The sequence below is a fragment of the Rhodococcus sp. MPR-R1B genome, from assembly GCF_058793255.1.
In genome coordinates this window covers 93,344-115,142 of record NZ_JBXAFO010000006.1, presented here as the reverse complement: position 1 = coordinate 115,142, position 21,799 = coordinate 93,344, and the positions used below count along the sequence as shown (strand labels likewise).

Annotated in this window: 20 protein-coding genes; 6 read left to right on the top strand and 14 right to left on the bottom strand. The window is 63.6% G+C overall.

Annotation, left to right across the window (positions count from 1 at the left end; translation table 11 throughout):
• Positions 1-7: 7 nt before the first annotated feature.
• The gene (locus AC1Q61_RS10920; protein ID WP_003943283.1) at positions 8-322 is read right to left on the bottom strand and encodes a hypothetical protein; all 315 of its coding nucleotides are present in this window, start codon (positions 320-322) and stop codon (positions 8-10) included.
• Positions 319-1,197 (bottom strand): mycothiol conjugate amidase Mca, encoded by an 879-nt coding sequence (mca, locus tag AC1Q61_RS10915; RefSeq protein WP_007726383.1) that lies wholly within the window; start codon positions 1,195-1,197, stop codon positions 319-321. The genes AC1Q61_RS10920 and mca overlap by 4 nt, the downstream gene beginning before the upstream one ends.
• A 279-nt stretch (positions 1,198-1,476) precedes the next feature.
• Here mca and AC1Q61_RS10910 point away from each other — a divergent pair, with 279 nt between their 5' ends.
• Both AC1Q61_RS10910 and greA read left to right on the top strand, forming a co-directional pair.
• Entirely contained in the window at positions 1,477-1,902 is a 426-nt protein-coding gene (locus tag AC1Q61_RS10910) for a DUF4307 domain-containing protein (protein ID WP_007726384.1), read from the top strand.
• Between the two features lie 227 nt (positions 1,903-2,129).
• Positions 2,130-2,624: a transcription elongation factor GreA gene (greA, locus tag AC1Q61_RS10905; protein WP_007726385.1), complete on the top strand. Its 495-nt coding sequence runs from the start codon at positions 2,130-2,132 to the stop codon at positions 2,622-2,624.
• Positions 2,625-2,712: 88 nt separating this feature from the next.
• Here greA and AC1Q61_RS10900 read toward each other — a convergent pair whose 3' ends face one another.
• A complete protein-coding gene (locus AC1Q61_RS10900; RefSeq protein ID WP_003943296.1) occupies positions 2,713-3,813 on the bottom strand; it encodes a C40 family peptidase in 1,101 nt (366 codons plus the stop codon).
• Positions 3,814-4,018: 205 nt separating this feature from the next.
• Here AC1Q61_RS10900 and AC1Q61_RS10895 point away from each other — a divergent pair, with 205 nt between their 5' ends.
• The gene (locus AC1Q61_RS10895) at positions 4,019-4,264 is read left to right on the top strand and encodes a hypothetical protein (RefSeq protein WP_153211881.1); all 246 of its coding nucleotides are present in this window, start codon (positions 4,019-4,021) and stop codon (positions 4,262-4,264) included.
• Positions 4,261-5,055: an FAD:protein FMN transferase gene (locus tag AC1Q61_RS10890; RefSeq protein ID WP_003943281.1), complete on the top strand. Its 795-nt coding sequence runs from the start codon at positions 4,261-4,263 to the stop codon at positions 5,053-5,055. The genes AC1Q61_RS10895 and AC1Q61_RS10890 overlap by 4 nt, the downstream gene beginning before the upstream one ends.
• A 6-nt stretch (positions 5,056-5,061) precedes the next feature.
• On the opposite strand, the gene ilvA is transcribed toward AC1Q61_RS10890, so the two are convergent.
• The 3 genes from ilvA to AC1Q61_RS10875 form a co-directional block, all read right to left on the bottom strand.
• A complete protein-coding gene (gene ilvA / locus AC1Q61_RS10885; protein ID WP_223304414.1) occupies positions 5,062-6,225 on the bottom strand; it encodes a threonine ammonia-lyase in 1,164 nt (387 codons plus the stop codon).
• A 135-nt stretch (positions 6,226-6,360) separates the two neighbouring features.
• On the bottom strand, positions 6,361-7,533 hold the full coding sequence (locus AC1Q61_RS10880) for a cystathionine gamma-synthase (protein ID WP_007728802.1): 1,173 nt from the start codon (positions 7,531-7,533) through the stop codon (positions 6,361-6,363).
• 44 nt (positions 7,534-7,577) lie between these two features.
• Positions 7,578-8,963 (bottom strand): cystathionine beta-synthase, encoded by a 1,386-nt coding sequence (locus AC1Q61_RS10875; RefSeq protein ID WP_003943292.1) that lies wholly within the window; start codon positions 8,961-8,963, stop codon positions 7,578-7,580.
• Positions 8,964-9,034: 71 nt separating this feature from the next.
• Here AC1Q61_RS10875 and AC1Q61_RS10870 point away from each other — a divergent pair, with 71 nt between their 5' ends.
• The gene (locus tag AC1Q61_RS10870; protein ID WP_042448870.1) at positions 9,035-10,006 is read left to right on the top strand and encodes an SGNH/GDSL hydrolase family protein; all 972 of its coding nucleotides are present in this window, start codon (positions 9,035-9,037) and stop codon (positions 10,004-10,006) included.
• Positions 10,007-10,127: 121 nt separating this feature from the next.
• A complete protein-coding gene (locus AC1Q61_RS10865) occupies positions 10,128-11,345 on the top strand; it encodes an acetyl-CoA C-acetyltransferase (RefSeq protein ID WP_019744600.1) in 1,218 nt (405 codons plus the stop codon).
• A 49-nt stretch (positions 11,346-11,394) separates the two neighbouring features.
• Here the strand turns inward: AC1Q61_RS10865 and AC1Q61_RS10860 are convergent, their stop codons facing one another.
• The 8 genes from AC1Q61_RS10860 to AC1Q61_RS10825 form a co-directional block, all read right to left on the bottom strand.
• Positions 11,395-12,150 carry an enoyl-CoA hydratase/isomerase family protein gene (locus AC1Q61_RS10860; protein WP_492650972.1) on the bottom strand — a complete coding sequence of 252 codons (756 nt, stop codon included), beginning with the start codon at positions 12,148-12,150 and terminating at the stop codon, positions 11,395-11,397.
• A 120-nt stretch (positions 12,151-12,270) separates the two neighbouring features.
• A complete protein-coding gene (locus tag AC1Q61_RS10855; RefSeq protein WP_007728810.1) occupies positions 12,271-13,122 on the bottom strand; it encodes a Bax inhibitor-1/YccA family protein in 852 nt (283 codons plus the stop codon).
• Positions 13,123-13,316: 194 nt separating this feature from the next.
• On the bottom strand, positions 13,317-14,453 hold the full coding sequence (locus AC1Q61_RS10850; RefSeq protein ID WP_007728811.1) for a class I SAM-dependent methyltransferase: 1,137 nt from the start codon (positions 14,451-14,453) through the stop codon (positions 13,317-13,319).
• A gap of 73 nt (positions 14,454-14,526) precedes the next feature.
• Entirely contained in the window at positions 14,527-15,213 is a 687-nt protein-coding gene (locus tag AC1Q61_RS10845) for a nitroreductase (protein WP_042920892.1), read from the bottom strand.
• Between the two features lie 68 nt (positions 15,214-15,281).
• Positions 15,282-16,187: a TIGR03619 family F420-dependent LLM class oxidoreductase gene (locus AC1Q61_RS10840; protein ID WP_003943284.1), complete on the bottom strand. Its 906-nt coding sequence runs from the start codon at positions 16,185-16,187 to the stop codon at positions 15,282-15,284.
• A 3-nt stretch (positions 16,188-16,190) separates the two neighbouring features.
• The gene (locus AC1Q61_RS10835) at positions 16,191-17,042 is read right to left on the bottom strand and encodes an SDR family NAD(P)-dependent oxidoreductase (RefSeq protein WP_051649518.1); all 852 of its coding nucleotides are present in this window, start codon (positions 17,040-17,042) and stop codon (positions 16,191-16,193) included.
• A gap of 46 nt (positions 17,043-17,088) precedes the next feature.
• A complete protein-coding gene (locus AC1Q61_RS10830; RefSeq protein WP_050654543.1) occupies positions 17,089-19,479 on the bottom strand; it encodes a putative bifunctional diguanylate cyclase/phosphodiesterase in 2,391 nt (796 codons plus the stop codon).
• Positions 19,472-21,775 carry a putative bifunctional diguanylate cyclase/phosphodiesterase gene (locus tag AC1Q61_RS10825; protein ID WP_492650973.1) on the bottom strand — a complete coding sequence of 768 codons (2,304 nt, stop codon included), beginning with the start codon at positions 21,773-21,775 and terminating at the stop codon, positions 19,472-19,474. The genes AC1Q61_RS10830 and AC1Q61_RS10825 overlap by 8 nt, the downstream gene beginning before the upstream one ends.
• Positions 21,776-21,799 lie beyond the last annotated feature (24 nt).

Below are 21,799 nucleotides of genomic sequence, written 5' to 3'. Positions count from 1 at the left end.
GTTCGTCTCAGGATTCTTGCTTGGGCTTCTTCTCGGTAGAGACGTTGGGGTCCGCCGGGCTCGGAGCAGTGATAGCTCCCCGGTCGGTGCCTTCGTCTGCCTGCTGATCGAGTTCGGGATGATCCGGTTCGAACGTCTCCGGCAGCTTCTTGAGCTGGCGGTTCATCGACCGAACCAGGAGGATCACACCGATGAGCAGCGCAAGAATCACCAGCAGGCCGACCGGAGACGACTTTCCGAACTCCGGGCCGGATGGATTACTCGGGGTCTGAGCAAGAAATTGTGTGGTGCCGAGAACTACCTCGGCGGACAGAGCATTCACTTCTGAGCGTCCTCTTCGAGACCTGCGAACAGGTCGGTTTCCGGAATGGACGTGGTGACCCGCGTCTTGGCGAGCTCGAATTCCTCGGTGGGCCAGATCTTCTGCTGAATGTCGAGCGGCACAGCGAAGAACGAACCGTTGGGATCGATCTGCGTCGCGTGTGCGCGCAGAGCATCGTCACGCTGGGGAAAGTAGTCGCCGCACGTGACCTGAGTGGTCACCCGGACCATCATGTCGCCGCGTTCGGTCTTCCACTTCTTGAGCCAGTCCGCCATCGGGAACGGCTCACCGCGACGCTCGTACTCCTCCTGGAAGAGTTCGAGGCGCTTACGGATGAATCCGTGCGAGTAGTAGACCTTCTTGATTTCCCACGGCTGACCGTCCTCGGGGAAGTACTCGGGATCGGCGGCGGCTTCGTAGGCTGCCATCGTCACCTCGTGGCACCGGATGTGATCCGGGTGCGGGTATCCGCCGTTCTCGTCGTACGTCGTGACGACGTGGGGACGGAACTCGCGAATCACCTTGACCAGAGCGCGCGTCGACTCTTCGAGCGGAACGAGGGCGAAGCACCCTTCGGGCAGCGGCGGAAGAGGGTCGCCCTCGGGAAGCCCGGAATCGACGAAACCGAGCCAGCGCTGCTTCACGCCCAGGATGCGAGCGGCCTCGGCCATCTCCTCCTGGCGAACTTCGCTGATTCGATCGCGGACACCGGGAACGTCCATGGCCGGGTTGAGAATGTCGCCACGCTCACCCCCGGTGAGCGTCAGGACCATCACTTCGTGGCCTTCGGCTGCATAACGGGCGGTGGTGGCCGCACCCTTGCTCGACTCGTCGTCGGGATGGGCATGGACGGCCATGAGCCGGAATCCGCTCACGTGTTCGTTCACCTCAACTTCACCTGTAGCCGTTGCCGGCAGTTCACCTGTAGCCGTCACCGGCAGTCTTCGAATCACACGCTGTGCACCGCTCGGATTACTCCGGGCCGTTGCCGTCAAACGTACCGACTGCCGACAAACCTACCGACGGCGCGACGGGATACGTCCTCTATAGTTCCACCCGAGAGTTCCTGGCGCAGCCGTGACCCCTTCGGTAATCCGGCGGGACACAGTCAGTTGCTGCACGACACGCGAACTCGAGTCTTCGAGAGCAGAGTGATGAGCAAACCGCTTCCCCAAGATCGGTACCCGAGCACAACTCGCACGGGCAGTCCCCGCAAGTGGATGGTGTGGGCTCTGACCGCTCTCGTCATCGTCGTAGGCGGCGGAATCGCGTACTACGCGTACGGAAAATTTGCGGTCAAGGAAATCGAGACCGAGACCATCTCGTTCGACATCGCCAACGACTCCACGGTGAAGATCCGTTTCACCGTCACACGCGACGACTCGTCGCGTGAAGCGATGTGCATCGTGCGCGCACGCTCGAAGGACGGCTCCGAAACCGGTCGACGTGAGGTCTACGTCCCGTCGTCGGAACATCAGACCCTCGAGTTCAACACCGAGGTCAAGACGTCCCAGCCGCCAGGCATGGCCGACGTCTACGGCTGCAGCTTCGACGTTCCGGAGTACCTGACCAAGAGCTGACCTCGGGACGCACCCACCCTGCCGGACGTTTGACGCCGGACAGGGCGGGTAGTCATGCGTGATAGAATTGCCCGATACACGGTTCCGGGTGGAACCGTGTATTGCTGCATTGACGCAAGGTTTGACGGCAAGGTTGCATCCCTGGTGGTGCTTCCGCGTCGTTGTTCGCTGCTGTTGCAGCGATCGTCGAGGGAGCCCCCGGCTCCGACTACTAGGGAGTGATCGAGATGACCGAGACCCAGGTGACCTGGCTTACCCAGGAATCACATGACAGGCTCAAGAACGAACTCGACCAGCTCATCGCCAATCGCCCGGTCATCGCCGCCGAGATCAACGAGCGTCGCGAAGAGGGTGACCTGAAAGAGAACGGCGGCTACCACGCTGCCCGCGAAGAGCAGGGTCAGCAGGAAGCCCGCATTCGCCAGCTCCAGGAGCTGCTGAACAGCGCAAAGGTCGGCGAGGCCCCCACTCAGTCCGGTGTCGCACTGCCCGGATCCGTAGTCAAGGTCTACTACGACGGCGACGAGAGTGACACCGAGACGTTCCTGATCGCTACCCGCGAAGAAGGCGCACGTGACGCCAAGCTCGAGGTCTACTCGCCGAACTCACCTCTGGGCGGCGCGCTGCTCGAAGCCAAGGTCGGCGACACGCGTGAGTACAACCTGCCCAACGGCAGCACCATGAAGGTCACGCTGCTGAGCGCGGAGCCTTACCACAGCTGATCGGCTGTACCAGCTCTGAAAAGAAGCGCCACCCGACTCGGTCGGGTGGCGTTTCTTGCTCTGTCGGCGCTCGCTGTTTCCTGCCCACTCACACCACGCGGCGAGCCTTCATGCCGGCGAAGATCGGGCCGACCTTCACCACGTCGCCGAACGTGGGTGCGTGAAGCATCTGACCGTTGCCGACGTAGATCGCCACGTGGCCGGGGCCGCCTGCCTGCCAGTTGCCGAACAACAGGTCACCGGGCTGCGCCTGATCCAGCGGGATCTCGACGCCGACACCCCACTGCGTCTCCGAGGTCCGGGGCAGAGTCACCCCGGTGGCCGCGTGGATCGCGTACGACGTCAGCCCCGAGCAGTCGAACCCGCCCATCGACGGCCCGTTGATGTTTCCGCCACCCCACACGTACGGCAATCCGAGAAACTTCAGACCGGCCTCGACGACGCCGCCCACCGCTGCGGCGAGGTTGTTGTAGTCGAAGGGCGCAAGCATCAGGGCGAACGAGTCCTGCAACGATTTGATCTGGGCGACGAACGGAGCGGCGACCGCCTGCTCCGCAGGAACCTCGCCCGACTTGTCTGCCGGAACGCCGCCCGCTTCGCGAACTGCGTCCGGCCCGACGTCGTAGGCAGCGAGCGCGAGGTCGACGGTATCGCCCTCGACCTCACCGGACTTCTGCCAGGACTGCGCTTGCTTCACGAGATCGCACAACCGGTATCCGGTTGTCATCACCGGATCGGCAACGCCCAGGATGTCCATCTTTCCGTCGCCGTCACCGTCCTTGCCGTATGCCGTCCACGCTGCGGTGGTGAAGCGGCCAGGCCCGCGCCCACCTTCCGGTGAGATGTCGGTATCGGGTCCGTACTTGAATCCGTTCTCGACCGAGTACAGCGAGGCGATCACCGCGGGCGTGATCTCCGAGCACAGAGCACCGGCCTTTTTGATCCACGGCGCGAACACTGCCACCGCTCCCACGGGCGCCAATGTCGCTCCCGGAAAGTTGGAGGGTACGGAAGGCACGATTCCCTCAGGTGTGTCCTGAGTTCGTGCCGGTCCGTTCCAGGCTGCAAGTGAGACTGCAGCATTCGAAGACTCGTTCTTCTCGACTTGTGCGGGCGCTCCGAGAGTTCCACTCATCACGCCCAGTGCGGTGCCGATCGACACAGCGATCGCCAGGACACCGACTGCCATCCGAACCTCCGATAAACCTCTGAAAATCCATGTACGTGGTCGTACCCGAAACTTGTCGGTGCGAACATCTACTCTTTCGAACATGCATTCGACACGGCTCAGTCTCGCGACTCCTGTAACCAATGTCTCATTTATCTCGGCGGGCGTTACGCAAATGACTACAGACGCCAAGGCTTTTCTCAGGTTCGGCGTGCAAGCTGAGTCCATGAGCGACGATCGGCCACGACCCGCCCGGGGACGCACTACGGTGTATCGACCCGTTCGCCTCGCCCTCGCAGCCACGGCTGTGGCGGGAGCACTCGCAAGCGGCGGACTTTCACTCGTTTCTTCTCCCACTGCCACGGCACTCGCGCCGGACACGTCGGCTTCTCACACCAAGAATCCCGTAGCGAAGCGGCCCGTCGTGGTCGCCGGATTCGGAACCCCGGACGCCGTCTCCAACGGTTCGTGAGTACTCCGCGCTCGGCCTCCGAGTGGCTCACGTGGGGGGTTCAGGCCCGGGTCGTCGTCACCGACCCTGAAGTCCTTCCCTCCGCGGCCAGCCTGGTTCGCGGGTACCTCACCGCTGCCGACGCCGCCACCAATCGAGATCGTGCCGACTCCGAGATTCGTACCTATGTCAGCGCCGCGAGCAACGTCGACGGCGTCGCCGTGACCCCGATGTTCGCGCACTTCCTCGAAGACGCGTTGGCTGTCGCACGACTGACCGACGGCAAACTCACGCCGACGGCCGGGTCGGCAGACCCTCACTCCTGGTGGAAGATTCGCGTCGAGAACAACCGCGTGTACAGCCCGGACGACGTCGTTCTCGATCTGTCCGCGACGGCCCGCGCCAGTTCAGCGGACCACTGTGCCGCGTCCACTGCGACTCTTCTCGGGTGTGGCGTGCTGGTCGGCCTCGGCGGGGACATCGCGGTTGCCGGCCCGGCGCCGGAAGACGGCTGGCAGATTCAGGTGCAAGACCTGCCCGGCGACCCGACCTGCCAGGTAGCACTTCCTTCCGACTGCGGGATCGCCACGGCCAGCACCGTCAAGCCACTGCACCGCGAATCGACGGCGACGCCGATGTGGCGCACGGTGTCGGTGATTGCATCTTCCTGCGCCCAGGCCGCCGCATTCAGTCGGGTTGCGGTCGGCATGGGCGGTTCGGCCATCGACTGGCTACATCAACTCGACGTACCCGCCAGGCTGGTCGACCAGGAGTATCGCGTGACGGTTCTGGGCGGCTGGCCTGACGAGTAACTCGCCTCAGTTCTGCAGTCGTACTGCGTAACCGGCGCGGTCGAAGGCCGTCAGAAGTTCCGCCTTGTTGTCCGGACCACGCGTCTCGACGGTGAGGAAGACTTCCACTTCGTCGAGTGCAAGTTCGCCACCGGTACGGGAATGGATGACATCGACCACGCTGGCGCCGTTCGCTCGAACCACTTCGAGCAACGAGACCAGTGCGCCCGGCCGATCGTCGATGGTGATGTGAACGCCGAGGAACCGTCCGGCCGCTCGCAGACCGTGCGAGATGACGTGCGTGAGAAGTAGCGGATCGATGTTGCCGCCGGAAAGCACGGCGCACACCGGCCCTGTCAGTCCCAGCTCCTCCGGAGTACAGGTCATCAAGGCCGCGACGGCCGCGACGCCGGCCGGTTCGACGATGAGCTTGGCGCGTTCGAGGCACAGCAGGAGCGCTTTGGACAGCGCTTCCTCGCTGACCGTCACCACGGCGTCGACATGGGCGGCAACTTCGGCGAACGGAACCTCGCCCGGGCAGCCAACGGCGATACCGTCTGCCATCGTGGACATCGACGCCAAGGCGGTCGGCTTCCCGGCTGCCAACGACGCCGGCCAGGCAGCCGCGGTCTCGGCCTGCACTCCGACGATGCGGACCTGCGGGCGTACAGCTTTGACTGCTGCGGCCACTCCGGCGATCAACCCGCCGCCGCCGGTGGGGACGAGGATCGTGCCGACCTCAGGCAGTTGCTCGAGGATTTCGAGCCCCACAGTCCCCTGCCCCGCCACGACGTCCTCGTGGTCGAAGGGGTGGACCAGAACTGCTCCGGTTCGGTCCGCGAATTCGCGAGCGGCCACGAGCGCTTCGTCGACAGTCGAACCGTGCAGGTGGACCTGAGCTCCATATGCCTTGGTGGCCACCAACTTCGGCAGCGGCGCACCCGTCGGCATGAAGACGGTCGACTTGATTCCCAATTCTGTTGCAGACCAGGCAACTCCCTGCGCATGGTTACCGGCACTGGCCGCCACCACGCCCGCTGCCCGTTCCTCTGCGGAAAGATTGGCAATGCGATTGTACGCACCGCGCGGTTTGAAAGAGCCGGTGCGCTGCAGATTTTCACATTTCAAGCTCACGGCGAAGCCGGTGGTTTCGGACAACACTCGCGAGGCTACGACCGGGGTGCGTCGCATGACCGGGGCGAGCAGTTGCTGTGCAGCCTTTATCTGTTCGAGATTCACGCATGCCTCCAGAAAGTGCGCCTCCACACCCTCGTGAGGTGTGAAGGCGCACTGCAGATTCGAAGTCGAATTACTGTAGAGCGAAGATCAGGACAGCGCTTGCTCGATGTCGCCGACCAGATCGGAGGCGTCTTCGATGCCGACCGACAGGCGAACCAGATCGTCGGGAACCTCGAGAGCGGAACCGGCCGTCGAGGCGTGGGTCATCGCACCGGGGAATTCGATGAGGGATTCGACTCCGCCGAGAGATTCTGCCAGCGTGAAGATCTCGGTGCGCGAGCACAGGTCGAGAGCCGCCGCCTTGCCGCCCTTGAGGCGGACGGAGATCATGCCGCCGAAGCGTCGCATCTGCTTGGCCGCGACCTTGTGCGACGGATGCGAAGCCAGTCCCGGATAGATGACGCTGGCAACCGCGGGGTGACCGTCGAGCAATTCGACGACCTTCTCCGCGTTGTCGCTGTGACGCTCCATGCGCAGCGCCAGTGTCTTGATTCCGCGCAACGTCAGGAACGCGTCGAACGGGCCGGGAACGCCGCCGGATCCGTTCTGCAGGAAGGCAAACGCGGTGTCCAGTTCTTCGTCGTTGCAGACGAGAGCGCCACCGACCACGTCGGAGTGTCCGCCGATGTACTTGGTCGTGGAGTGCAGCGCGATGTCGGCACCGAGCTGCAGCGGCTGCTGCAGGTACGGCGAGGCGAAGGTGTTGTCCACCACGATCTTTGCGTTGCCCTCGTGGGCGACCTCGGCAAGGAGCTCGATGTCACCGATATTGAGCAGCGGGTTCGTGGGCGTCTCGACCCAGACCAGCTTGGTGTTGGACTTCATCGCCGCGCGCACCGCATCGACGTCGGACACCGGAGCCGGGGTGTACTCGATCCCCCACTGCGTGAACACCTTGTCGATGAGACGGAAGGTTCCGCCGTACGCGTCGTCGGGGATGACCAGGTGATCGCCGGGTCGAAGTACCGAACGGAGCAGGCAGTCGGTGGCCGCCATTCCCGAACTGAACGCTCGGCCGTAGGTTCCGGATTCGAGCGCGGCGAGGTTCGCCTCGAGTGGGCGACGGGTGGGGTTACCCGTTCGCGCGTACTCGAAGCCACTGCGCATTCCACCGACGCCGTCCTGGGCGAAGGTGGAACTCGCGTAGATCGGCACGTTGACCGCACCGGTCAGCGGATCGGGTTCGTAACCCGCATGCACCGCTTTCGTGGAGAAACCCTGCCAGCTGATGTTGTCGGCCTTGCTGCGTTGCTCACTCATGGTCCCCAGCCTAATGGCGCCGGTGCCGGCGCAGGAATCCGAACTCAGGAATCCGAACTCAGGAAACCCAGGAGATCGTGGCGCGTGATGACACCGACCGGCTTGCCGTCGTCGACGACCATGAGTGCGTCGGTGTCACCGAGCGCCTTCGTGGCAGCCGAGACCGGCTCGCCGGAACCGATGAGCGGGAACGGCTTGCTCATGTGCTTCTCGACGGAATCCGCAAGGTGCGCACGGCCTTCGAAGACCGCGCTCAGCAGATCCCGCTCGGACACACTTCCGGCGACCTCGCCCGCCATGACCGGCGGTTCCGCACCCACGACGGGCATCTGGGACACGCCGTACTCGCGCAGGATCTCGATCGCATCGCGCAGGGTCTCCGACGGGTGGGTGTGAACGAGGTCCGGCAGCTCGCCCGACTTGCCACGCAGAACGTCGCCGACGGTGGGGACGTTGGTCTTGCCGTCGAGTGGGGTGCGCAGGAATCCGTACGACGCCATCCACTGATCGTTGAAGATCTTGGACAGGTAGCCGCGGCCACCGTCCGGGAGGAGAACGACGATCAGGGCGTCGGGGCCCTCACGCTTGGCTACTTCGAGGGCAGCGACGACGGCCATACCGCAGGAACCGCCGACCAGCAGTCCCTCCTCGCGGGCGAGGCGACGCGTCATCTCGAAGGAATCGGCATCCGAGACGGCGATGATCTCGTCCGGGATGGACGGGTCGTATGCCGACGGCCAGAAGTCTTCGCCGACGCCTTCGACCAGATACGGACGACCGGTGCCGCCGGAGTAGACGGAGCCCTCGGGGTCTGCGCCGATGACCTTGACCTTGCCGCCCGAAACTTCCTTGAGGTAGCGGCCGGTGCCGGTGATGGTGCCGCCGGTGCCGACGCCCGCGACGAAGTGCGTGATCTTGCCGTCGGTGTCGGCCCAGATCTCGGGGCCGGTGGTCTCGTAGTGGCTCTCCGGTCCGCCCGGGTTGGAGTACTGGTTGGGCTTCCAGGCGCCGGGGATCTCACGGGTGAGACGGTCGGAGACGCTGTAGTAGCTGTTCGGGTTGTCCGGCGCGACGGCCGTGGGGCACACGACCACCTCGGCGCCGTAGGCGCGCAGGACGTTGCGCTTGTCTTCGCTGACCTTGTCTGGGCAGACGAAAACGCACTTGTATCCACGCTTTTGCGCCACGAGCGCCAAGCCGATTCCGGTGTTGCCCGAGGTCGGCTCGACGATGGTGCCGCCCGGCTTCAGTTCACCCGAAGCCTCGGCTGCGTCGATCATCTTGACGGCGATGCGGTCCTTGGAGCTACCGCCAGGGTTGAGGTATTCGACCTTGGCTGCCACCGTGCCGAAGTTTTCGCCCGTGACGGACGTGAGCTTGACGAGTGGGGTGTTGCCGATGAGGTCGACGACGTGTTCCGCGATGCGCATTCGTCCATGTTCCCAGATGAAAGAAAACGGTGCGCGCGGACGTCGGGCGAAGGTGGTGCAATCCGGCTAGATTGGCAAGTGTGAGTCGAACCGGACTGAAAGCGTCGGTGGCCACGGTGGTGGCCGGATCGAGTGCAGGCACGCTCTCCTGGTTGGGCTACAACTATCTGATGTCGCAGGCGGGGGCGGCCCGCGGGGTGATCGGTCGCAATATCGCCAAGCCACCCGAGGCGGACGGGGTGTACGCGCCCGGCGCCGACAACCCGGAACTCTGGTGGCGGGCCGTGCCCTTCGATCTCCACTTGATGATCTTCGGCGATTCGTCTGCGGCCGGCGTGGGCGCGCTGACGGCCTCGGAAGTTCCGGGTGTTCAGGTCGCGAAGCTGCTTGCGAGTGAAACCGGGAAGCGAATCCGTTTGAGCACCAAGGCCATCGGGGGCGCCACCTCCCGCGGGTTGAGTGGGCAGGTCGACGCCATGTTCGTCGCCGGTCCTCCCCCGGACGCTGCGGTGATCCTGATCGGCGCCAACGACGTCACCGCCAAGAACGCGATTCACGCGTCGGCTAAACGCCTCGGCGACGCGGTTCGACGCTTACGCGAGAGCGGCGCCGTCGTTGTTGTCGGCACCTGCCCGGATCTGGGGGTGGTCACGGCGATCCCGCAACCTCTGCGCTCCGTGGTGCGCGAATGGGGCCATCGCCTCGCACTCGCCCAGGCGGCCGCGACCAGAAACGCCGGGGGTCATCCCGTTCCACTGGCCGACCTGCTGGCCAAGGAATTCCTGGCCTCGCCCGACACGATGTTCTCGGCCGACCGTTTCCATCCGTCCGCGGCCGGATACGAACTCGCGGCGAAGCAGATCGTCCCGGTTCTCGCGTCGGCTCTGGGTGAATGGCAGGGTGGCCCGCTACCCGAACTCCCCCACGTCTCGGAGGCGGCGCAAGCCCGCACCGTCGCGGCCCGACTGACGGCGGCGGCAACCCAGTGGAAAGCCTTCGCGAGACGCACCAAACCTGCAGGTCAGCGCCCCGACGTCAACTGAGTGAGACTGCGTGACCACCATCTGGGAGCGGCAACGTAAATTGTAAGTCGAAGCTGCATTCAACTTGCCCTGCTCGACGGCGTTTCAAGCCGCCCTCGAGCAGTACACAAAAGGAGTTTTCATGCCCGAGGCAGTAATCGTCTCAGCAGTACGGTCGCCCATCGGCCGCGCAATGAAGGGTTCGCTCAAGGACATCCGCCCGGATGACCTCGCAACTCAGATGGTTGCCGCCGCGTTGGCAAAGATCCCCGAGCTCGACCCCACCGAGATCGACGACCTCATGCTCGGTTGCGGCCAGCCCGCCGGTCAGTCGGGCTTCAACATCGCCCGCGTCGTCGCCGTCCAGCTCGGCTACGACTTCCTCCCCGGTGTCACGGTCAACCGTTACTGTTCCTCCTCGCTGCAGACCACCCGCATGGCGCTGCACGCCATCCGCGCAGGCGAGGGCGACGTCTTCATCTCCGCCGGCGTCGAGTCCGTCTCCAGCTTCATCACCGGCAACGCCGACGGCCTCCCCAACACCAAGAATCCGCTCTTCGACGCAGCGCAGGCCCGTAGCGCCAAGCTCGCCGAAGGTGGAGTCGCCTGGACCGATCCTCGCGAAGAGGGCCTGATCCCCGACGTGTACCTGGGCATGGGCCAGACCGCCGAGAACGTCGCTTCGGCCACCGGCATCACCCGCGAAGACCAAGACCGCTGGGCAGTTCGCAGCCAGAACCGCGCCGAGGAAGCCATCGCGCGCGGCTTCTTCGAGCGTGAGATCACGCCCGTCACGCTCGCCGACGGCACCGTCGTCTCCAAGGACGACGGCCCCCGCGCCGGCACCACCTACGAGGGCATCAGCGGCCTCAAGCCCGTCTTCCGCCCCGATGGCACCGTCACCGCCGGCAATGCCTGCCCGCTCAACGACGGCGCAGCCGCACTGGTGATCATGTCCGACACCAAGGCAAAGGCACTCGGCCTGACCCCGCTCGCTCGCATCGTCTCCACCGGCGTCTCGGGCCTGTCCCCCGAGATCATGGGCCTCGGCCCGATCCAGGCCGTCAAGAACGCCCTGAAGATCGCCGGCAAGTCGATCTCCGACATCGACCTGTTCGAGATCAACGAGGCATTCGCAGTGCAGGTCCTCGGATCCGCTCGCGAACTGGGCATCGAAGAGGACAAGCTCAACATCTCCGGTGGCGCGATCGCGCTGGGTCACCCCTTCGGTATGACCGGTGCCCGTATCACCAACACCCTGATCAACAACCTGCAGGAGCAGGACAAGACCTTCGGCGTCGAGACCATGTGTGTCGGCGGCGGACAGGGCATGGCAATGGTGATCGAGCGCCTCAGCTGATCCCCTGAGCACGTCGAAAGCGGGCCCCCCGCTTTCGTGTGGTCGGGTTTCAGGTAGTCGTGAACTTCCGAGCAAAACTCCCCAACTCGCGAATCAACTCTCGCGCAGCGTCGTCCTCACGCTGCACGGCAGCGCGAGCTTCGTCCGCCCATCCGTGACGGAGCAGTCGTTTGGCGGCAAGAACTGCCAGTCCGACGTTGGCGGCAATCTGCTCGGCGCTCTCCCGAGCACGGATGTGAACCTCTTCGGCCGGTACGGCCACGTTCGCCAGTCCGTAGTCGGCCGCTTCGACGCCGCTGAGCCACCGGGCCGACAGGATCAGCTCGGCGGCTCGCTGCGTTCCGATCACCTTGGGCAGCAACCAACTACTGGCAGCTTCGGGAGCGGTACCCAGCGAAGTGAACGGTGCCCGCAGACGTGCGTCCTCGGCAACGTAGACGACGTCGCAGTAAAGCAGCATGGTCAGGCCGATGCCGACGGCAGCGCCGTGTACCGCGGCGATCAATGGCTTCGGGAACTCCACCAGCGCGACGATCAGCGGCGCGAATGCGTGGCCGAAGTCGGCGTTGTCTGCGCCTGGTTCGGCGAGTGCGCGTAGGTCGACGCCACTGGAAAATGCCTTGCCTGCGCCCTCGACGATCACCACGGCCACGGCTTCGCCCGACGCCGCGTCGTCGAGCGCTTTGGTGAACGCTCGAAAACCGGCTGCATCAAATGCGTTCAGGCGACTCGGATTATTGAAGGTCAGCGTTCGCACTGCTCCGGCATCCGCGACCAGGATGGGTTCAGAGGTGTTTGTCGACATTCGCTCCCCTTCGTTCCAAACCAAGCAGTTGCTAGGCATCCAAGCACCGTAACCGCCCACAGACGACAAAAGAAGGGCCCCGCGCGGGGCCCTTCTTCGTGTTACGGATCGACTCGAGAACTAGTCGTTGTTGAAGTAGCTCAGCAGACGCAGGATCTCGACGTACAGCCAGACCAAGGTGACGGTGAGGCCGAATGCGACGCCCCAGGCTGCCTTCTCGGGCGCCTGTGCGCGGATCAGCTGATCAGCGGCGTCGAAGTCGAGCAGGAAGCTGAAGGCTGCGATGCCGATGCAGACGAGGCTGAAGATGATGGCGAGCGTTCCGCCGTCACGCAATCCCAGCCCGCCGTCGACGAAGAAGCTCGCGACGAGGTTACCGAGGGCCAGAACGACAACGCCGATCAATGCGCCGATGATCATTCGCGTCAGACGCGGTGTCACCCGGATCGCACCGGTCTTGTAGACGACCAGCATGCCGAAGAACACGCCGAACGTTCCGAGGACTGCTTGCGCGATCAGTGCGGATCCGCCGACGCCACCGAATTGAATATCAGTGAACATGAACGACAGCGCACCGAGGAACAGACCCTCGGCGACGGCGTACGCCAACACGATTGCCGGGTTGTCCATCTTGCGGCCGAACGTAGCGACCAGAACCAGAACGAGGCCGACGAGACCGCCGCCGATGACCAGCGGGGCTGCGAGGTCGGCGTTGTTGTTGACCAGGAAGTACGACACCAGTGCCGAGATCGTCAGCACACCGAGCGTGATGCCCGTCTTGGTGACGACGTCGTCGATCGTCATGGCCCGCGAGGTGGGACCGGTCTGGTACGGCTCGGCCGGAGCGTACTGCGGCTGACCGAACTGCTGGGTTGCCTGCGAGGCGCCCGCCGTCGCAGATCCGAACGAGGCGTATCCGTTGCCCTCTTGCTTGGGCAGATTGCGGAACACCGGGTTGCTGGTGGTGCGCACCGTGATCATCCCTTCATCGTGGTGGCCTACGACGGGTGCGTCGCGGGTTCGCCGGACGGATCCGAGTTTCCGACACGGTCCGTGTACCTGACTAAAAGTAAAGCACTCGTAATTTACAACGTCGAAGCTTCGGTTGTAGTTCCCGGCGCATTTCCGGAAGATCAACACTCTTCGACACTCGTCCCTTTTCGATACTAGGACGGTTTGACCGACTTCATCACGATGAACTTCGCGTTCTTCGCCATCGCCTCGCTCGGACCCACCGCGGCTTTCAACGGTTCGCGATACCCCAGATGCGCGTTGTGAACAGTCCACAACTCGCCACCGGGACGCAGGACACGGCCGGCAGCTTCGAACATCTTGAGTGCTCCGCCGGTGTGGACCGCCGCGCCGACGTGGAACGGCGGGTTCAACAGAACCAGATCCGCGCTCGCACTGGGCAACGAACTCACGGCGTCGTCGCGCAGGCCGCTCACTCGATCGCCGACGCCATTTGCGGACGCGGTCGCCAGAGCCGAAGCGACGGCTGCCGAGGACTGATCCGTTGCGATCACGTGCACGTCCGGGAACTTCCGCGCGATCGCCGCCGCGAGAATGCCGCTGCCACAACCCAGATCGATCACGTCGCTCAGCGGATCGACCGCAATCTTTCCGAGGTTCTCCAGGAGCAACCGGGTGCCGATGTCCAGGCTCGCACCGGCAAACACTGCGCCGTGAGCAACGACGTCGAGGTCGAATTCGTCGAGGCGTTCGGTCACCGGGAACGTGATAGCAACATCGGGCTTCGGTTCCGAAGCCTTGAGTACGCGGGACTTCTGACGCCCACGCGAGGCGCTGACGTCGGAAAACGATTCGCCGAGAACCTTGTTCATCGCTGGGGTGATGTGCTTGTCACGCCCACCGGCGAAGACACGAACCGCCGGGTCGGCGTGAAGCGCGATCAGCTGGGCGATCTCGGCAAGTTCGGCGAGGCTACGCGGCAATTGCATGAGCACGACGCGGGCGCCGCTGAGCAACTCCTCGTCCAGTCCGTGCGAGGTGAAGGCGTCACTGAATCCGAGTTCGCGCGCATTGTTCGCGAGGGCCAGCTCTCCGGTGAGCGGATCCTGGTGAACGCGCACGGCGGCGATTCCGTGCACGAGCGCAACACCGGCAGTCAGCGCACCGTAATGATCGCCGATCACGACGACGGTGCCCGCCGGTGCCGCGGCGAGAGCGTCGGCGGCCTCGTCGAGGATCAGACGATCAGCCGCATCGACGGCAAAGAGATTGGGTGCCTCGACATCGGGGAATCGGCGCAGACGATCGAACAGTTCGGGTGTGTCGGACATGCCACCAGTCTTTCAGGTGGAACTACGCAACACTCAATCCCCCGACCAGCAGGTGATCAGTTCGACATCCCTGTCAGTTCGACATCCACTGCACGACGTTGTCGACGATTTCGCGTTCGGTGCGGAATCCGTTCACCGGGTGGTCGGCGTCGGGGTATCCGAACGAGATCGCGCAGACAACCTTGCGAGTGTCGTCGATACCGAAATGCTCGTGAATGAACTTGGAGCTGCCCGCGAGCGCCGCCTGCGGAATGGTGGCGACCCCCAGACTCTGGGCCGCGAGCAGGAAGCTGTTCACGTACAACCCGCAGTCGACTGCGCCGTAGGTGCCCAATGCCTCGTCGGTGGTGATGATCGCGACGTGGGGAGCGCCGAAGAGCTCGAAATTCTTCATCGTCTGTGCCGCGGATCCGGCGCGGTCACCGTGCTCGATTCCGACGCTCGAATACAGCGCCATCGCGCAGTCGAACCGACGCGACTTGTAGATGCCCTGGTACGCGCGCGGGAACTCGAAGTCCGACTCCTGGGCGTTGGCCATCACGTACTCACCGAGGCCGGCGCGGAATCGCTCGGTGCCCTCCCCTTCGGTGATCGCGACCTGCCACGGTTGCGTGTTGCACCACGACGGCGTCTTCTGCGCCAGCCGAAGGATCTCCTCGATCACCTCACGTGGCACCTGACGGTCCTCGTAGGCGCGGCAGCTGATCCGGGCGTCGAGCAACGCTTCCAGGCTCGTATCCACGACGATGCTCTCGGTCATGTGTTCTCTCCTCGATCAGGCTGCACTACAACACTTCGCACGATAGAACTACCGCCTCGACGCAATCGTCAGCGGGTCACCTTTGCGAAGGCCGCCACCAGCTCGCCGAACTCTGCCATCGCCGCATCCGGATCCGGATCTACTGCCGCCAGCGCAACCAGCACATCGGTGGCACCGGATTCGAGCAGCTGCTCGGCGCCGATCATCGTCGCCGGGAGGTCGATCGAACCGTCGGACCCGCGTACGACGGTCAGTCGCCCACGGACCTGCAATTCCGCTGGATCGCGTCCGAGATCCGCCATCGCTTTGCCGATGACGTCGATCCCTTCACGTAGGTCGTCGTCCGCGGCACCCATGATCGGAATCCACCCGTCACCCCAGGTTGCGACGCGTCGTACAACGGCCTTGGAGAGCGAACCGGACACCCAGATCGGGATTCCAGCGGCCGGACGGGGCGCGCAGTACACGTCGTCGAACTTCAGACGAGGGGTGTCGATGCTCGCCGGCGCCGAACTCCACAGGGCCCGGCACACTGCGAGAGCGTCGTCGAGCAGTGGTCCCCTTTTACCGAAGTCCATACCTGCCGCCTCGTATTCACGTTCCTGCCAACCTGTTCCGACGCCCAGGTCGAGTCGGCCCCCGGAGAGCAGATCGAGTGTCGCGGCCGTCTTGGCCAGTACCGCTCCCCCGCGCAGCGCCGCGATGACGATTCCGGTCCCCAAGCGAATTGTCTTCGTCTGTCCGGCAACAAAAGCCAGGACGGTCAGCGGCTCGAGCCAGTTGGCGTCGGGCTCGGTGGGGAACGCCGACCACGTGTACGCCGAGTTGTCCGAGCCCATCACCACGTGATCGGTGACGAGGACCCGGTCGAAGCCGGCAGCTTCCGCGTTCTGACAGACCTGCACGAGTTTCGCGTAGGAGTCCTCCGCGAGAGTGGTGCCGAAGTTGGGAACGTTCAGACTGAAAGTTGTCATGTGTCAAGCCTTTCGGGGCCGGTTGGTCCAGCCACCCTCTTCTGTGGGGAACCAGCCTCCGGCAGCGTGCGAGCCGCCGTCGACGTGGATCACGGTTCCGGTGATGTATCTCGCCAGGTCGGAAGCCAGGAACAGTGCGGGGCCGGCAATGTCGACCGGCTGGCCCGGTCCGCCCAACGGTGCCCACCCCGGCCACTTGTCCCAGTCGTCGGCGGGAACGATCGTGCGATACGGCACCTGTACCGACTCGATCAGATCCGGGGCAATGGCGTTGACGCGCACTCCGGTTCGACCGATCTCCACACCAAGGCTCCTGGTGAACTGTGTCAGCGCGGCCTTGTATGCCGAGTACATCGTGTGGCCCGGGATCGCTCGATGCGCCTCCACCGTCGTCAGGTTCACGATCGATCCACCCAAACCGCGGTCGATCAAGCCGGGAAGCAGGGCATGGGTCAGACGCACGACGTGATCGAAATTGATGCTGCCGGCCTCGGACCAAAAACCGGGATCCGTACCGGTGAACTCTGTCGGCGGGTTCAGGAAATGACCCACATTGTTCACAAGGACGTCCGGGGCGAACTCGGTCAACGCGGCGGGGACTTCCCGCGTCCGCACGTCGTACTCGAGATAGTTGATCGAACCACCTGCAGCCCAGTCGAATTCGACGTCGCCAAGAGGAGCCACGTCGACAACCAGAACTGACGCGCCATGCGATGCAAATGCTCGAACAATCGCTGCGCCGATTCCCTGGGAACCGCCTGTGACCACTGCCTTCTTACCCACCAACATCGGCCCTGGGGAGTACGCCGATCCGACCACCACGAAGACACCCTTCTGCAGTTCGATGTGAAGCACTTCGGCGTACCGTCACACATCGAACGGCAAAACGGGCGCAAAGTTCTCACTCAGTGGTAGCCGCGACACCCCACCTGCTCGAACCGCCGAGTCGCCCATTCAAATAGTGCGGAATCTCGGCTGCCCGTATCGGCATTCCCTCGAGGTACCCCTGGATCACGTCACATCCGCACTCGGTCACTATCGCGCGCTGCCTCTCCGTCTCCACGCCCTCGGCGACGGTGTCCAGCCCCAGAGACTTGGCAATCGCGATGACGGCTCGCAAGACAGCGAACCTCGAATTCGAGGGATCCGCGTCCAGCGGTGCGACGAACGCCCGATCGATCTTCAACCGATCGAGCGGCAGCCGGGCCAAGCTGGCAACCGAGGAGAACCCGGTGCCGAAGTCGTCCATCGCAATGGCGATGCCGAGCGCCGAGAGCTGTACCAACACATCTCGGTCGGCGTCGTCGATGACCAACGATTCGGTCACCTCGATCTCGAGTCGGCTGGGGTGGAGGTTCACCTCGATCAGTGTCCGGCGTACCGAGTCGACGTATCGACTCGAACGCAGTTGCACCTGAGAAACATTGACGGCAACCCGAATGTCCTCCGGCCACGTTGTCGCCGCCGTGCAGGCAGCCCTCAGAACACCTGCACCGATCGGCACGATCAAGCCGGTTTCCTCGGCGACCGAAATGAAGTCTCCCGGCGAGACGAGACCTGAAGTCGGATGGTTCCACCGCAGCAGAGCCTCGAACCCGACGACAACTCCCGTCGCGGCCGAGACCTGTGGCTGATAAACCAACTCGAACTCTTCGTCGATCAACGCACGACGAAGATCCAACAATGCCCTGGCCCTACCCGTCGCACGATCCCGCAAAGTCGCATCGAAGGCGCGAATCTGGTTCCGACCGCTCTCCTTTGCGTGGTAAAGCGCGAGGTCCGCGACAATCACCAGGTCTTCGAGGCTGTCGGCGTCGTCGGGCATCGAGCCGTACCCCAGACTGGCACGAATGCGAATCTGGTTGCCGACCAGTGAAAATGGTCGTTCGAATGAGTCGAGAATCGTTTGGAATCTCTTCTCCACCTCATCTGCACTCCCGATGTCGTCGAAGGCTACGTCGTCGAAGGCGATGGCGAACTCGTCACCCCCCAGTCGGCCACAGATCTCGTTCGATCGCAGAACGCTGTGCAGTCTGCCGGCAACATCGCGAAGCACGTCGTCTCCGATGTGGTGTCCCAACCGGTCGTTGATCGACTTGAAGTTGTCCAGATCCAGAATTGCCAGCCACACCCTGTGTCCGTCCCGAATCCGCGAAGACAGTTGAGCGTTGAAGCTGTACCGATTTCTGAGCCCGGTCAACGAATCGATCTCTGCCAATCGCAAGATGTTCTGGCGCTGGTGATACGAGTGCGTGATATCGGATCCGACACCGCGCCACCCGTAGGTCGCCCCATCGCCACTGCCCGGGTGACCTGACATCGACCACCAGCGAGTATCGCCCCGAACGACGACCTGCATGGTGAGGTCCCGAAACGCCGTCCCGGCTTGAAAATTCGCGGCGAGGAGATCAAGGGACTTCCTGCCCACATCTGTTCGGGACGCGCCGATCCCGATCAGGATCTCGTGCATTGTGCGGCCCCGAATCTGTGCTGCCGGCAAACCGACCTGCTCGGCGAATCGATACGACACGGTACTGGCGATACCGCGCGAATCGGTCTCCCAGAGCCAATCCTGTGCTCCGTCTTCGAGATCGTTGAGCAACAACTCGACGAGATCTCGTTCGTCCTCGGCTATGAGTTCGGCGCGTAGCCGTCTCTCGAAAAGTTTGGCCAACAGCAAAGTTCCGCTGTAGAGCGAACCTACAAAGACGACCAGCACCCCGATCAGCACGAAACGCGATGTGCCCGGTTCCGTCCAGAACGCCCCGGCCAACCCGACTCCCACCAGGCTGATCCAGACCACAGTGATTCCGCGAAACATCATGGTGGGAAACACGCCGACCGCGATCCCACCGATCAAGGTCGAGCTCAGTACCAACTCGTCACGAGGATCGAGCATCGGGAAGAGAACGAGAGCCAAGCACGCCAGGAGCACTCCCCAGACAATGATTTCGACTGTGAGTACCACCAGTTCGGTGGTCTGGGACTCGGAGACGCCGAGACGCGAGCGCCGGAGCCAATACACACTGAATCCAGCGCTCGACAACAGCATGACGCTCGACCAGGCGAAGGTGAACCATCCGGCATCCACCGGCAGAAGCACCACGATCGCTGACAAGGCAACCGCCGCGGTCAGAAACGACCACGGCAGTACGCGCGCGGTGAACCGCAGTCGTCGATCGAGTAGGCGACGGCGATCGTAATCCGAGAGGTGTTGTTCCGTGCCGCTGCGACCGAGTTTGCGCACCGACGTCCCGACGCGACGCCTACGGAGTACTGCCGGGTCACCCACGTCGGCCTGCTACCGCCGCTGCGACCGCGTCGACCGACATGGCTCCGCCGGCGATGTATCCCTGAACAGTCCTCACCCTTGCAGCGGCCACGGACTTCAAGTCTTCCTCACCGTCGACTCCCGAGACGACGACCTCCATTCCCAACGCGTCGACCAGATCCACGACAGCTTCGAGGATCGACCGTCCACCAGGCACTGCACCCGAAATGGAGCGCTCTATCCGGACTCGGGTGAACGGAAGGCCGGACAGTGATGCGAGCGAGGAGAATCCGGCGCCGAACTCGTCCACGGTCAGCGCGATTCCCATGTCCGCGATGGCGTGCAACGCAAACTTGGACTCGTCGGTGATCGCCGATGATTCGTTGAGTTGGAGCTCGAGCTGATGTGCACTGACACCTGATCGTCGAAGCGAGTCCCCTATCGCGACGACAAAGGAATCCGATTCGAGCTGACGCGTCGATACCGCGACGGCTACCCGCAGGTGATCAGGAAGGCGGGACGCCGCCTCGCAGGCCAACTCGAAGACGGTAGTCCCCAGTGAGTACGCCAAACCGGTGTCGTCTGCGACGCTCATGAATTCGGCGGACGTAACGGCACCGAGGCGGGCGTTGTGCCAGATCACGCGGACTTCCACGGCCACGATCTCGCGGGAAACCACGTCGATCCTGGGCAACAGCTCGAGTTCGAGGTCCTTCTCCGCGACAGTGTTTCCCAGATCTTCGAGCAGGCGGGCCCGCCGATCGGCCACGGACTTCATCGAGTCTCGATATTCACGTACGGCCCCGCGCCCGGATTCCTTTGCCGCGAACAAAGCCAGGTCCGCAGCGCCCATCATCTCGTCGGCGGAGGACGGCAGCTCGTCGGGGAGGTAGTACCCGATGCTGCATCCGATCTCCAACCGCGTACCAGCCACTGTGATCGGCTCGTGCAGAGTTTCGATGTAGCGGCCGAGCAGAGTACGAACTTGTGAGCTGTCACCCACATCGGTGAAAAGAACCGCGAACTCGTCTCCCCCCAGACGTGCGAACAACTGTGACACCCCGCCGGCTTCGGACAGGCGATCCGCGACCTCTCGCAGAACCGCGTCGCCAACGGTGTGTCCCAGTGTGTCGTTGACCGACTTGAAGTTGTCGAGGTCGAGCATGGCCAACGCGAGACCACTTTCGCTTGTGTACGGCTCGCGCAGCAGTCGCTCGAGCTCGGTCCAGAAGCTGTGCCGGTTCGGCATACCGGTGAGTGCGTCCACACGACCCATCCGCACGATCTCGTCACTCTGCAGTTTTACTTCCGTGACGTCGGAACCGACTCCTCGCCAGACGAACTCGTCGGGTGTACGGCCGGGGCGCGGGCGTCCGGAGATCTGCCACCACCGAATATCACCGTGAACTCGGACCGGAACGAGCACGTCGACGAATGCGGTCTTCGTGTGGCGGGCCTGCTGCAACTCCATGAGCGCATCGATCCCGCCGGGGATCCGTAGGGTGCCCAACTCCATGAACAGGTCCTGCCACGCCGTTCCCTGCAACTCGGTGGAGTCCAGCCCCGCTTCGACCGCGAGCCGCGTCGGGATTCGGTTGAACTTGCCTTTCTGGTCCGTCTCCCACACGAAGTCCCCGGCGTTGCCTTCGAAGTCTTCGAGAAGCATCTGCACGACCGATCGTTCCGACGCGGCGCTCAATTCAGCTCGATAGCGAGATTCCAGGTTGCCCGAGACCACTATCGTGCCGCCGATCAGAGCCGCGCCATAGGCGATCATTCCAATGAGAATTCGTTCGAACTCGGGTCCCGGCTGAAGCCAGAATGCCACCCCGAGGATTATCAGATTGGACAGGACCCAGGTGACCCCCACCACTCGCAACATCGCGGTGGCCACGGCTCCGGCACCGGTGATCGATGTGGTGACCGCTATCAGGATCAGATCGCCGGAATCGTCCAGGATCGGGTACAGGACCAGGGCGAGCGAGGAATACAGGATCCCGACTACAGCAAATTCGACGATGAGAAACGCGTAGGACATCCGGTACGTGGGTGTGATCAGGTTGAAATGAATGGCGAGACCCACGCACATCCCCACCAACCCGATCACGCCGGACAGCAAGGGCCACACACGCGGCAGCGGTCCGCCGTCCGGGGGAATTACATACAACGTCAGCCCGAGTGTGACGACGAGGTGGACGGCAGCGGCCCATGGCAGCACGCCGAAGGTGACGGCTATCTGCTCACGAGTTACGTCATCACGTTGGGCGGGCGTCAGTCTTTCTCTCTGGCGGGGTTGCAGAAGCGACAGGACTGGCATCACTTACCTCCCGCTCCCACGACG

What these genes read in the sequence shown, in the direction of transcription:
- AC1Q61_RS10875 (WP_003943292.1), bottom strand. Translation starts at nt 8,963, where the DNA reads ATGCGCATCGCGGAACACGTCGTCGACCTCATCGGCAACACCCCACTC.
- AC1Q61_RS10910 (WP_007726384.1), top strand. Translation starts at nt 1,477, where the DNA reads ATGAGCAAACCGCTTCCCCAAGATCGGTACCCGAGCACAACTCGCACG.
- AC1Q61_RS10845 (WP_042920892.1), bottom strand. Translation starts at nt 15,213, where the DNA reads ATGACCGAGAGCATCGTCGTGGATACGAGCCTGGAAGCGTTGCTCGAC.
- AC1Q61_RS10895 (WP_153211881.1), top strand. Translation starts at nt 4,019, where the DNA reads ATGAGCGACGATCGGCCACGACCCGCCCGGGGACGCACTACGGTGTAT.
- AC1Q61_RS10900 (WP_003943296.1), bottom strand. Translation starts at nt 3,813, where the DNA reads ATGGCAGTCGGTGTCCTGGCGATCGCTGTGTCGATCGGCACCGCACTG.
- AC1Q61_RS10840 (WP_003943284.1), bottom strand. Translation starts at nt 16,187, where the DNA reads ATGACAACTTTCAGTCTGAACGTTCCCAACTTCGGCACCACTCTCGCG.
- AC1Q61_RS10860 (WP_492650972.1), bottom strand. Translation starts at nt 12,150, where the DNA reads ATGTCGACAAACACCTCTGAACCCATCCTGGTCGCGGATGCCGGAGCA.
- greA (WP_007726385.1), top strand. Translation starts at nt 2,130, where the DNA reads ATGACCGAGACCCAGGTGACCTGGCTTACCCAGGAATCACATGACAGG.
- AC1Q61_RS10825 (WP_492650973.1), bottom strand. Translation starts at nt 21,775, where the DNA reads ATGCCAGTCCTGTCGCTTCTGCAACCCCGCCAGAGAGAAAGACTGACG.
- AC1Q61_RS10880 (WP_007728802.1), bottom strand. Translation starts at nt 7,533, where the DNA reads ATGAGTGAGCAACGCAGCAAGGCCGACAACATCAGCTGGCAGGGTTTC.
- AC1Q61_RS10865 (WP_019744600.1), top strand. Translation starts at nt 10,128, where the DNA reads ATGCCCGAGGCAGTAATCGTCTCAGCAGTACGGTCGCCCATCGGCCGC.
- ilvA (WP_223304414.1), bottom strand. Translation starts at nt 6,225, where the DNA reads ATGCGACGCACCCCGGTCGTAGCCTCGCGAGTGTTGTCCGAAACCACC.
- AC1Q61_RS10850 (WP_007728811.1), bottom strand. Translation starts at nt 14,453, where the DNA reads ATGTCCGACACACCCGAACTGTTCGATCGTCTGCGCCGATTCCCCGAT.